Source organism: Halobellus rufus, assembly GCF_000739575.1.
Lineage (GTDB): Archaea > Halobacteriota > Halobacteria > Halobacteriales > Haloferacaceae > Haloquadratum > Haloquadratum rufum.
This window is the reverse complement of sequence record NZ_BBJO01000029.1, coordinates 1-10,789: the sequence shown is the minus strand read 5'-3', so window position 1 is coordinate 10,789 and position 10,789 is coordinate 1. Positions and strand designations below refer to the sequence as shown.

Here is a 10,789-nt window from a genome sequence, read left to right as displayed (position 1 = left end):
TAATCCGGTCGGCGGGGTCCGGCCGGACATCGATCTGGACGTCGAAGCCCTTGGCCTGCAGGAGGACTTCGACGCGTTCGAGGCGCGCCTCGTACTCACTGTAGTGCCGTCCGTCGGGGTCAACGTGCGTGTACTCCTCGAGGAGGCCCTGCTCGACGAGGCGCGTGACACGGCGTGAGACGGTCGGCCGTGACATGTCGCATTCCTCGCTGAGTTCTTTCGCGGACAGTCGGTCGGTCTTCGTCGCCACGAGGATGTCCCGGGCATACTCGTCGTCAAGCGTGGCGAAGATGTCCGACGGGTCGGCCTCCTCAGTCACACGTCCGTACTCGCGACAGGAGCGTAATATAGCCCCCCGGTTTTCTGACTCAGAACGCCGGCTCGCTATTATATCGTCTTACTCCGCCTACTGATAGTTGAAGGTGCAATAATTATGTCCACACTCGACTCCGGCATGAACCAGCTCGAGAGCAGAGTCGGCGGCCTGACCGTCGGCGGGAAAGTCCACAGCCTCAGCGCGTGGTTCGTACTCGCGCTCCGCCTCATGATGGGCTACGCGTTCGCGTACTCCGGGTTCACGAAGATCACCGGCGAGTTCGCCGCCGGCGGCTACCTGTCGAACGTCGCGGCGACGAACGGCAACCCGCTCGCGGGCATGTTCGCGTGGATGGGTAGCACGCCGTGGTTCGTCGAGTTCGCGAACGTCGCCGTGCCGTGGGGCGAGCTGTTCATCGGCCTCGGCCTGCTCGTCGGCGCGTTCGTCCGCCTCGCGGCGTTCTTCGGCGCGCTCATGATGCTCATGTTCTACTTCGGGAACTGGGACATGGGTCACGGGTTCATCAACGGGGACTTCGCGTACATGCTCGTGTTCCTCGCGGTCGCCGCGTTCGCCGCGGGCCGCATCCTGGGCCTCGACCAGTACATCGAGAACTACGACGTCGGCGGCGAGACGCTCGTCGAGCGCTACCCCGCCCTCGAATACATCCTCGCTAACCACGCCGAGACCTTTGGGAGTACAACAATGCAAAATCCAATTCAAGCACGCGGGATTCGTTCTCTGGGACTCATCGTCGTCGGAGCGCTGGCTCTGGCCGTCGTCGCCGGAATGGCGCTAACACACGCGACTGTCCCAGATGCAATGATGTGGGGCTGGCACGACGGGATGTGGAACGACGGCCACATGGCCGGATGGGGTAGCTGGGGCTGGGGGATGATGCTGTTCGGTCTCCTGTGGATGGCACTCCTCGTCGCCGTCCCCCTCGGTTTCATCTACTGGCTGGGAACGCGGTCGCAATCGAACGGCCCCGCTGAGGATAGCGCACTCGCCGTCCTCCAAGAGCGGTACGCCCGTGGCGAGATCGACGACGAGGAGTTTGACCGCCGTCGCGCCCGTCTCACACCAGATGATGGACGGTAACGGACGGTCGTTCCCTACTCGCTGACTTCGGTTTTCACGACGGTTGCCGGACGCGTCGTCAGCCGAAGGACGCGGTCGGTGACACTTCCGAGCAACGCACGATATTCGTCCGGCCGGCGTTTGGTACCGAGCACGAGGAGATCGGCGTCACAGTCGTCTGCGTGGTCCACGATGGTCTCAGCGGGGCGGCCATGTTGCATTGCCGTCTCGACATCGACATCGGTTTCTGCGGCTCGACGTCGGAGTTCGGAAAGCGTCTCCTCGCCGTGTTCTTCGAGACCGTGTTCGGGACCTTCGGCTTCGTCGACGTACTCGTCCCCGCTGTACGCAGTTACGACATCCTCGTCAACGACGTAGAGCACATGGAGGACTGCGTTGTAAGCGGCTGCGAGCTCGAGTGCATGCGTTTCAGCATCTTCAGACGCAACAGTTCCATCGGTCGACAGGAGAATTCGGTCGTACATTCAGTCAGAATTCAAAGGCGGGTATCATAAATTCGGCTTCCAATTCTCTCTGCTCAAGAGTCACGGTAGCGTGTTCAGTATGGCCGCGTCAGCGGATGTGTCCAAGCACGACTGACGTACTCAATCGAGACTGTGAACCATCAACGAGCTGTCCGTCAGTGGTCGTGCCCCTCCATCACCATCGGATGCCCGGTGGCGTATTCGTCCGGGTTTTCCCCGAAGGTCTCCTTGCAGGTCTGCGAGCAGAAGTAGTACGTCTCGCCGTCGTGCGTCGCCGATGGCTCGCTGTCGTCAGTCCGCATCCCACAGACGGGGTCGCGGTACTGGCCGGGCGCACCGAGACCGCGACGATAAACATACAGCAGGAACCCGGAGAGCGCGAACGCGATGAGGTTGAGATAGAACGTGTAGTTGAGTTTGAAGTACGTCTGCTCCGTCGCCGTCTCGCCGCCCGCCAGATCCGGAACGATTCCCAGCGCGTCGAACAGCAGCTCCATGAGGAAGCCGGTGAACGCCATCGTCACGAAAAAGACGCCGAGGATGTACAGCATGATCTTCCAGCCGTAGTACTTCCGGTAGACGTTCAGCACGGGAATCGTGATGAGGTCAGCGTAGACGAACGCGATGATCCCGGCGAAGCTGACGCCACCGCCCCACAGCGCGACGGCGAACGGGACGTTACCCATACTGCCAACGAAACTGAGGACGGCTATGGTGACACCCATAATCGCGTTCTCGGCAGTCACGAGCAGGCCGTCGCCCTGAATGAACAGCGTGTTCCACACCCACTGCGGGACGAAGACGATGACGAACCCCGAGATGAGGAAGCCAGCGACGATGTCCTTCCAGATCATCGACCACTCCTTGCGGTACTGATTCCCGATTTTGTACCAGCCACCCCACGACAGCAACTCGTCACGCCACCCGCCGCGACTCGACGTCTCCTGGCGGTAGGTCTCCATACAGCCCTCCGAGCAGAATTTGAGCGTCTCCCCACCGTCGGTCGTGAGCGTGTACTCGTCTTTGCCTTCCATCCCGCAGGTGGGGTCTTCGGTGACGCCCGCCTCACGGTCGCGCTCGTTGAGCGTCTCCCGGACCTCGTCGAAGAGATTCTCGGGGAGCGTGAGGTGGACGATCACCGCCATCACGGCGATGAGGATGAGGCCGCCCAGCAGTTCCGCCAGGAGGAACTCCCAGCCGAGCAGAATCAGAATCATCAGCCCGAGTTCGACGATGAGATTCGTCGACGCGAACATGAACGCGAGGAAGTTCACCGCGTGCGCCCCCTTCTTGAACAGGCCCTTCCCGATGGCGACGGCGCCGAAACTACAGCCACTGCTTGCTGCTCCGAACACAGTCGCCTTGGTAAGTCCAGTTAGATCGCCCTCACCCAGCACCTGTGCCATCCGCTCCTTCGAGACGTAGACCTGGACCAGACTCGTAATCGTGAGGCCCATGATGATCGCCCACGCCGCCGTCCAGAGAAATCCGACACCGATACGGAGGGATTCAAGAACTCCGTCGATTATCGTCGCCTGCATAGGTGTATCATTGTAGGGATCATCTATTGCGGTTTTGATTAGAATATGCTGCCTATGAGGGTATCTGTACTATGGTATCGTAACCGTCGGCCATAGATGATCTATCGTGAAGAGGGGAAAACCTTACAAACCTCCACAAGCTCCACGGAATCCGACTTCAGATTCAAAAGGGGAATCTGATTAAATCACGCCGACGTATTAGAGGCAAATGGGACCAGTAGAGACCGATGATATCCCAAATGAGGGGAACATCACCTGGAAGAACAGCGTTCGCCGGCCTGCTCGGTTGTCCAGTACGGTAACTGTCACATCCACTTCCTAATTTACGATGGCTGTCGATCTGGCAATCCATGATGCACTCGTTCTCACAGCCGACGAGCGGAACCGCCTGTACGAGCGCGGCACAGTATGCATCACCGATGGCTGTATCGAAGAAGTCCGACCGTCACGTGCAGGAGACGGAGAATTAGAAGCATCCACCGTTATCGACGGGAACGGGAAACTGGTGATGCCGGGGTTGGTGAACGCCCACACGCACCTGGAGATGACACCGCTCATCGGTGCGTTTAGCGAACTCGATCTGACGGAGATGCTCGGGAGTGGGACGGCCTTGTTTAACAGACTAGGGAACGGCGAATTCGAGTACCTCGTCGAGGCAGGCGTCGAGCTCGCAGCGCTCAATTTCCTCCTGGGCGGTGTCACGACCGTGAACTCGATGGACGCACGGCCTGCCGCAGGTGCAGAGGCGTTCGGGGAAGCAGGGCTCCGCGGATTTTTCGGCCCGGCGATCTCGGACCTCTTCTGGGACCAACCAGTCGATCAGCAGTTCTCCCGTGCTCGCGAGTTCGTCGAAACGTACCACGACACGTACGAGGGCCGAATCAGGGCGACGATCTGCCCGCACGACGACTGGTCGTGTACCAGGCAGCTGTGGGAACGGACCGCGTCCCTCGCCGCAGAGTACCCGGACCTGCTCGTCCACACACACTTGCTCGAACTCGAGGAGAGTAACACGATGGCACGAGCGAACGGTGGCGAGGACTCGGTGGGATTGCTCGACGACGTTGGACTCCTGGACGACCGACTGGTCGCTGCTCACTTCCGCCTCGCCGACGAAGAGGACATCCAGCGAACCGCCGAGGCGGACGCGGCTGTTGCGCACTGCCCGTCCGTCTTCTGTTACTGGAATCCGAACGGGGAGACGCAGTGGACGCCCGTTCCCGAGCTTCGAGCCGCCGGCGTCGACGTCGGAGTAGGGATTGACGACCACTACTGGCACGACTCGTACAGCATGTTCGGTGAAGCGCGGCAAGCTCGGCTGGCGGCAAATCTCAAGCGTTCAGCTGGGCAGTTCGACTCGATGGAACTGATACGAATGCTCACTATCGAGGGCGCACGCGCGCTGGGGATGGGCGACGAGATCGGCAGTATCGAAGCGGGAAAGCGCGCGGATATTATCCTCCTCGACGTCGACAAACCGAAGTTCACGCCACTGACCAACGTTCCCGCACACGTCGTGAACAACGCGGTCCCGGCCGACGTCGAGACAGTGATCGTCGACGGCGACATCGTTCTTCGGGACGGCGCACCCGAGACGATGGATTCGGACGACGTGCGACAGCGAGCAAACCAGGCTGTCGAACGCTTCGTGGACGAGACGGGCTGGGAGCTACACGTAGGTGGCAGTGAACCGCCCACCAGCATCGAGACAGTACGGGACCTCCCAAAGCGTGGCCCTGCGCGACTCCTGACCCGCCTCGCGATTCAATCTGTGCGTGATCGGTTCCCATTCTAAGCGGGTGGCAAAGAACAGTCCACACACCCTTCAGCGCGATAGACGGAGCAGCCGGTCTTGCAGTACACTCTTCAAGGAGACGCCGGCTATGTACAGCTATGCCCGGTAAACGGAGTGATTCCCCACTCGGTCGGGTGATTGGTCTCGGTGTCGCCGGCCTCGCTGTAGTGTTGCTGGTGTTGGATCAGACCACCGACCTGCCGGTTCCCTACGGATATGATGGAAGTGGCTTTAGCTTCCTAATCGGGGGTGTAGTGGCACTTCTGGTCGTTATTGTCCTGGGGTGGCAGTATCGTGATGTCCTGTTTGGGTAATTCGCTCGGGAAGCAACTCGCTTTTTCGCAATCAGTCGCGGGACTCGTACAGCTGTTGTCTCAGTTAGTTTTGAGTCGCTTCGCGATCGTCGCAATCTGATCCAGGAAAAATCCGAGATCGGCGTTCTCTTGGCTGGTGACTATCGGCGTCTCTCGAACGTATAGGTCCTCTTGAACGATTTGAAGCAGAAAATCGGCGACATCAGCCCGTGAAATCGGCCGAGCACTGGCATCAATATCGACACCGTGAACGTATTCTCCGGTTCGCGGTGTGTCCGTCAATCCACCGGGCCGTACGATCGTCCAGTCGAGGTTGCTTTGCATGACCAGTTCTTCTTGCCGGGCCTTGTCTGCCATCAGATCGTGGAGAGCGGTTGCGTTTACAATTCGGACATACCACGGAACGGTTTCAGAGCTCGAACCGAGACCCATCGACGTTAACACGAGTAATCGGCTGACTGGCCGGTCATCCATCGCCTCGATGATGTTTCGAGTTCCCCGCGACACGACATCCGGTGGGTTGTTCGGCGTTCGTCCAAGGAGACAAACCACGGCGTCTGTATTCTCGACTGTTTCAGAGACTGCCCCTGGATCCAAGACATTTCCCTCGATAGCTGTGATCTGCTCACCTGGCGGGAGTTTAGCCTGGGATCGGGTGAGGGCCCGAACGTCATAATCGGCGGCCAGGGCCTGCGTTATCAAACGTCGTCCTGTCCCGCCAGTCGCCCCGAATACAGCGAGTTTCATGAGAGTGAACTGGTAAAGCGGTTATACAACTCAGCAAACAGGTAGGTGAATACACCTGTAATGACCACGGCTTCAAGGATTCCAGCGATAGTCCCAGCGGGTGTCGGCGTGAAGAATAAATGCCACTGCTCCATCATCTCGACCCCACCTTCGTAGACTCCAATCGCCCCGAAGAGGCCGAGTAAAAGCATGATCACAGCTGCGACCGTAGCTGCTGCCACAGCAAATGGAAGTGGATCGAGACCCGGTGATACCCGACTGGATTCCGGGATCTCACGAACGCCGGTTTGCTCGGGTGGAGTGCTCATATGAGATACTACGAGCGGGTAATTCACTGAGTTTGTGGATACGATTCGAAACCGGCTACATCGAACTGCTACCCGCCAAAATATGATGACAGGAAAGCACCACGGCACGGGGTTTGACCATTACTGAACCCTTCTCTTAGCACGATCCAGCCCGATGAGTCAGCGTGACAGCGCGAAGGCTCCCAGAATGAGATTGGATTCGAACGCAGAACTGGTGCAAAGCTGGGATGTCGAAAGTATCCCCGAGGTAGACCACAAGAAGGGAAGACACAATCGCATTGAATAGGGAACCCATATTGAGTACTGGAGACGGATCTCACGGAGGGAAAACTATGCCTGACAAAACAGACGATACACGACTCATCACGATTGTTCTCATTATCATCGGTGCGCTCGTCCTCTTCCCGATGTTCTTCATGGGCTTCGGGATGATGGGAGTTGGCCCGATGATGGGTGGCACATGGGGCGGCCATATGTGGGGAGACGGGACGATACCAACCTGGATGTTTATCGCCGGTATCATCATGCAGCTCCTTTTCTTAGCTACCCTCGTCGGCGGTGCCTACCTCCTCTACCAGGCAATTACGGGAAGTGAGAGCGACTCAGACCAGGCACTCGAAGAACTCCGACTCGCGTACGCTCGTGGCGAATTGACCGACGAGGAATACGAACAGCGACGGGAAGCGCTCGAACGTGACACGGAGTCACAGGAAGACTGATTCGAGGAATGACGGGCACACCCGATCGCCATACCACAACGGTGCACCCGTCGCTCCCGGCCTGGCTCAGCCGATATACAACGTTGGGCCTCTACGGACTACTCGTCGGGACGGGACTCTGTCTGATCGCATTCGTAACGAGTCCAGTCCCTGATCCCTCATTCCCTTGGGCGACGCTGCCGGAATCGCTCCGACTTCCCTTCGAGCAACCACGGATCGAGCACTGGCCCGTGTCATACACTATCGGCATCTGGCTGTGGATCCTCGGATTTCCGGCGTTGTTCCTTGCTGGCTACAGACGATTCGGTGCTCGGACGCCATTCGGCTCGACGACATGGCTCGCGGGACTTCCCACGCTGGCGATGCTCGGCTGGACGACGTACTGTCGATTCTTCTGGCCGAAACTCCATCCACCGACCTGGAATGCCCCCTCCTACACGTTCGTCTGCTGGCTGTACTGCTCCTCATATGACGTGGTCTGGAGTAATACAGCCTACGTAATTGCGCTTCTCGCATCGTCGCGACGCTCCTCGCCATGCGACATCAGGACGCAGATGAGTATGCCCTTCTCGGATTTGGACTCCTCGCACTCCCCCTCGGATTACCAGCTCTGTACGAGGGATACCGACGGACAACGGTACGGCAACCTGAGGAACTGTGACCGGAGGTTGGTTTCAGCTCTGTTGATAACATTGGTGTATGATGATTCTGGCTCAAGCGAGGGTGATTTAGGGGATTCACTTATCGGTACAGGCAGCGTATCGTTCAGTATGCCTGAAGAAGTCCTGTTCAAATCAGAGAGTGGCCAGACTCGAGAAGAAATCGCGTCGTATCTCCGTAGCGTCGCTGATAAACTCGAACAAGGGGACGCAGTCACACTCAAATCCGGTTCCGAGTCCGTGACAATGGAACCACCAGCGCGCCCGACGTTCGAGGTCAAAGCCGAGCGCGAGGGACCAACGGACGGACCCGGTGAATTGAGTATCGAGTTCGAACTCGAATGGGATGAGAACGACAATAGGGAGGACGGTGGGAGCAGTCAGTTAGAAATTGAGTGATCAATTCGCAGCCTTCAACGACCGGTGGTTTCGTGTCGTGTCGTATCTGATGAAATCCCAATAGTCCCGAGTTTTCTCGCTCAGGAGTCTCTGTGAGCACGAACGAACGCACGTCGGAGGACAGTCAGAAGCACATACGTTTCGTACTTCTGGGTCCGGCAGTGCTCGCAGGGCTGCATATCCGCGACGATCTCCTTAATAGCGTCGTCGTACTCGTCGGTGAGCGTAGTGAGCGCGTCCGTGATCTGGGGCTGGACAGCGTCGATCATCTCTTCGAGGGCGGCGTCGGCCGAATCTGGTAGTGAGTACGAGAGAACGATCGTGTTTGCGTGGTAGTACTTCGTCGTCCCACCACGACCCTCCTCGAACCGAACGACGTCGACGAGGCCGGCGTCCCGGAGCTCGTTGATGTGATGGCGAACCGTGTTCTCCGTCCGGTCGACGCCGCGATCGTCAAGGCGTTCGTGGACCTCGGTCGCGGTCAGGGCCTCCTCGGCCAGAATATCGAGGATCATCGCCCGCATCGGCTCGTCGATGGCATCCGAAACCCGAGTGTCTCGCACCGCGATGTCGTCGAGACGGTGGTCAGTATCGAAATCACTCATACGAGAACTGAGCGCGAGCACGCGGGAAAAGGTAGCGGGGCAGGAGTCGGGTAGGTGTCTGTCGAGGAATCGAGTACAGAATAGACCCACGATAGCAAAAGCCCTAGACGACCTGTTTGACTGTTCCAACGACCCGTCTCCGAATTCAAACATATCATCTAAAAAATACTTATTGGGGTATGGGCACTACCTCAAACTGTAATGAGCGACACAACCCAATTCCGCGTCCTCGACTTCGATTGCCCGACCTGCGCGAGCACCGTCGAACGCGCCCTGTCGAACGTCGACGGCGTCCAGCACGTCGAAGTCCACTACGCGACCGGCCGCGTCGAAATCGAGTACGACGACAACGTCGCGGACCCCGACGTCTTCGCAGAGACCATCGAAAACCAGGGGTACACGCCCCAGCCCGCCTAACACCATGAACAAACAATCGATCACGCAGTACTACCGGAAACACCGGAAGGCCATCGTCACGGCAACGAGCGGCCTGCTCTACGGCGGTGGCTGGAGTCTGGGCTACCTCACGAGTTTCGAGATGGCAAGCGCCGCCATCCTCGTCCTCGCGACGATCGTGGGTGGCTACGACATCGCCAAGACCGCCTACCACGAGGTCACCAACCGGACGCTCGGCATCAAGACGCTGGTGACGCTGGCCGCCATCGGGGCCATCATCATCGGGGAGTACTGGGAGGCCGCCGCCGTCGTCTTCCTGTTCAGCCTCGGCAGCTACCTCGAGGGACGGACGATGCGGAAGACCCGGACTGCCCTCCAGGAGCTGCTGGAGATGACGCCCGACACGGCGACTGTCCGTCGCGACGGGGAACTCCAAGAAGTCCCCGCCCGCGAGGTCGAAGAGAGCGAAGTCGTCGTCGTAAAGCCAGGCGGGAAGATTCCGGTTGACGGCACCGTCGTCGACGGCGAGAGCGCCGTCAACCAAGCACCAGTCACCGGCGAGAGCGCGCCCGTCCACAAGGCCGACGGCGACGAGGTCTACGCCGGGACGGTCAATCAAGAAGGCGCACTGGAGATCCGAACGACGGGTGCGGGCTCGGATACGACGCTCGAACGGATCATCCGCCGTGTCGAGGAGGCCCAAGAGGCTCAGTCGCCGACCGAGAGTCTCATTGACCGGTTCGCGAAGTATTACACGCCGGCCGTCATCGTGCTCGCTATCGGTGCGTACGCCGTCACGCAGAACGCGATCCTGTCGCTGACCCTGTTGGTCATCGGCTGTCCCGGCGCGCTGGTCATCGGGCCACCGGTCAGCATCGTCTCGGCCATCGGCAACGCCGCTCGGTCTGGCGTGCTGATGAAGGGCGGCGAACACCTCGAACGCGCCGGCAAGATCGACCTTGTCGCCTTCGACAAGACCGGCACCCTCACAAAGGGCGAGACCACCGTCGCCGATGTTGAGGGGTTCGGCGTTGCTGATGACGAGGTCCTCTCACTCGCGGCGACCGCCGAGAAGAAGAGCGAACACCACCTCGCTGACGCCATCGTCGACGCGGCCCGCGAGGATCCGACCGCCGCGACGGACGGCGGAACGACGGTCGCCCAAGCGGACGATACGGACGCGGGGCGCCAGTCGGTCCCCGATCCGGATGACTTCGACGTAGTCGCTGGCAAGGGCGTCATCGCCCTCGCCGATGGCCAGGAAGTTGTTGTCGGCAACCGCGCACTGCTGGCCGACCGCGACATTGACGTCCCCAGCCGGGTCGCCGACTACGTCCGCGAGCGTGAGGGGCGCGGCGAGACAGTCGTCCACGTCGTTCGGGACGGGGACATCATCGGCGCGATTGCGATGCGGGACGAGCTCCG

At 59.6% G+C, this 10,789-nt stretch carries 12 protein-coding genes and 1 pseudogene; 7 read left to right on the top strand and 6 right to left on the bottom strand.

Translation table 11 applies throughout. The annotated features are described in order from the left end of the window. On the bottom strand, positions 1-319 hold a 319-nt coding region (locus ACP99_RS11920), incomplete at its 3' end, for an ArsR/SmtB family transcription factor (protein WP_049986818.1). Positions 320-433: 114 nt separating this feature from the next. Here ACP99_RS11920 and ACP99_RS11915 point away from each other — a divergent pair. Further along, a pseudogene (locus tag ACP99_RS11915) lies at positions 434-988 on the top strand (DoxX family protein); the annotation flags it as partial. Between the two features lie 33 nt (positions 989-1,021). Next, positions 1,022-1,417: an SHOCT domain-containing protein gene (locus ACP99_RS21325; protein WP_049986821.1), complete on the top strand. Its 396-nt coding sequence runs from the start codon at positions 1,022-1,024 to the stop codon at positions 1,415-1,417. 14 nt (positions 1,418-1,431) lie between these two features. On the opposite strand, the gene ACP99_RS11905 is transcribed toward ACP99_RS21325, so the two are convergent. Both ACP99_RS11905 and ACP99_RS11900 read right to left on the bottom strand, forming a co-directional pair. After that, positions 1,432-1,881 carry a universal stress protein gene (locus tag ACP99_RS11905; RefSeq protein WP_049986817.1) on the bottom strand — a complete coding sequence of 150 codons (450 nt, stop codon included), beginning with the start codon at positions 1,879-1,881 and terminating at the stop codon, positions 1,432-1,434. Positions 1,882-2,036: 155 nt separating this feature from the next. Further along, positions 2,037-3,422 (bottom strand): permease, encoded by a 1,386-nt coding sequence (locus ACP99_RS11900; RefSeq protein WP_049986816.1) that lies wholly within the window; start codon positions 3,420-3,422, stop codon positions 2,037-2,039. A gap of 328 nt (positions 3,423-3,750) precedes the next feature. Here ACP99_RS11900 and ACP99_RS11895 point away from each other — a divergent pair, with 328 nt between their 5' ends. Further along, the gene (locus ACP99_RS11895; protein ID WP_049986815.1) at positions 3,751-5,217 is read left to right on the top strand and encodes an amidohydrolase family protein; all 1,467 of its coding nucleotides are present in this window, start codon (positions 3,751-3,753) and stop codon (positions 5,215-5,217) included. 374 nt (positions 5,218-5,591) lie between these two features. Here the strand turns inward: ACP99_RS11895 and ACP99_RS19320 are convergent, their stop codons facing one another. Together ACP99_RS19320 and ACP99_RS20965 are read right to left on the bottom strand one after the other, a co-directional pair. Then, positions 5,592-6,278 carry an NAD(P)-dependent oxidoreductase gene (locus ACP99_RS19320; RefSeq protein ID WP_081927455.1) on the bottom strand — a complete coding sequence of 229 codons (687 nt, stop codon included), beginning with the start codon at positions 6,276-6,278 and terminating at the stop codon, positions 5,592-5,594. Next, complete coding sequence (locus ACP99_RS20965; protein ID WP_231554289.1) at positions 6,275-6,586, bottom strand: hypothetical protein; 312 nt, start codon at positions 6,584-6,586, stop codon at positions 6,275-6,277. Before ACP99_RS20965 ends, ACP99_RS19320 begins: the two co-directional genes overlap by 4 nt. 332 nt (positions 6,587-6,918) lie before the next feature. Here ACP99_RS20965 and ACP99_RS11875 point away from each other — a divergent pair, with 332 nt between their 5' ends. After that, entirely contained in the window at positions 6,919-7,305 is a 387-nt protein-coding gene (locus ACP99_RS11875; RefSeq protein WP_049986812.1) for an SHOCT domain-containing protein, read from the top strand. A 770-nt stretch (positions 7,306-8,075) separates the two neighbouring features. Further along, positions 8,076-8,363: an amphi-Trp domain-containing protein gene (locus ACP99_RS11870; RefSeq protein WP_049986819.1), complete on the top strand. Its 288-nt coding sequence runs from the start codon at positions 8,076-8,078 to the stop codon at positions 8,361-8,363. Between the two features lie 80 nt (positions 8,364-8,443). Here the strand turns inward: ACP99_RS11870 and ACP99_RS11865 are convergent, their stop codons facing one another. After that, the gene (locus ACP99_RS11865) at positions 8,444-8,968 is read right to left on the bottom strand and encodes an ArsR/SmtB family transcription factor (RefSeq protein WP_049986811.1); all 525 of its coding nucleotides are present in this window, start codon (positions 8,966-8,968) and stop codon (positions 8,444-8,446) included. A 201-nt stretch (positions 8,969-9,169) separates the two neighbouring features. Between ACP99_RS11865 and ACP99_RS11860 the strand changes: the two genes are divergently transcribed. Continuing rightward, positions 9,170-9,385 carry a heavy-metal-associated domain-containing protein gene (locus ACP99_RS11860; RefSeq protein WP_049986810.1) on the top strand — a complete coding sequence of 72 codons (216 nt, stop codon included), beginning with the start codon at positions 9,170-9,172 and terminating at the stop codon, positions 9,383-9,385. A 4-nt stretch (positions 9,386-9,389) separates the two neighbouring features. Next, on the top strand, positions 9,390-10,789 hold a 1,400-nt coding region (locus ACP99_RS11855), incomplete at its 3' end, for a heavy metal translocating P-type ATPase (RefSeq protein WP_049986809.1).

Excerpts from the sequence above, each read along its gene's own strand:
- ACP99_RS21325 (WP_049986821.1), top strand. The coding sequence starts at position 1,022 with ATGCAAAATCCAATTCAAGCACGCGGGATTCGTTCTCTGGGACTCATC.
- ACP99_RS11905 (WP_049986817.1), bottom strand. The coding sequence starts at position 1,881 with ATGTACGACCGAATTCTCCTGTCGACCGATGGAACTGTTGCGTCTGAA.
- ACP99_RS11900 (WP_049986816.1), bottom strand. The coding sequence starts at position 3,422 with ATGCAGGCGACGATAATCGACGGAGTTCTTGAATCCCTCCGTATCGGT.
- ACP99_RS11895 (WP_049986815.1), top strand. The coding sequence starts at position 3,751 with ATGGCTGTCGATCTGGCAATCCATGATGCACTCGTTCTCACAGCCGAC.
- ACP99_RS19320 (WP_081927455.1), bottom strand. The coding sequence starts at position 6,278 with ATGAAACTCGCTGTATTCGGGGCGACTGGCGGGACAGGACGACGTTTG.
- ACP99_RS20965 (WP_231554289.1), bottom strand. The coding sequence starts at position 6,586 with ATGAGCACTCCACCCGAGCAAACCGGCGTTCGTGAGATCCCGGAATCC.
- ACP99_RS11875 (WP_049986812.1), top strand. The coding sequence starts at position 6,919 with ATGCCTGACAAAACAGACGATACACGACTCATCACGATTGTTCTCATT.
- ACP99_RS11870 (WP_049986819.1), top strand. The coding sequence starts at position 8,076 with ATGCCTGAAGAAGTCCTGTTCAAATCAGAGAGTGGCCAGACTCGAGAA.
- ACP99_RS11865 (WP_049986811.1), bottom strand. The coding sequence starts at position 8,968 with ATGAGTGATTTCGATACTGACCACCGTCTCGACGACATCGCGGTGCGA.
- ACP99_RS11860 (WP_049986810.1), top strand. The coding sequence starts at position 9,170 with ATGAGCGACACAACCCAATTCCGCGTCCTCGACTTCGATTGCCCGACC.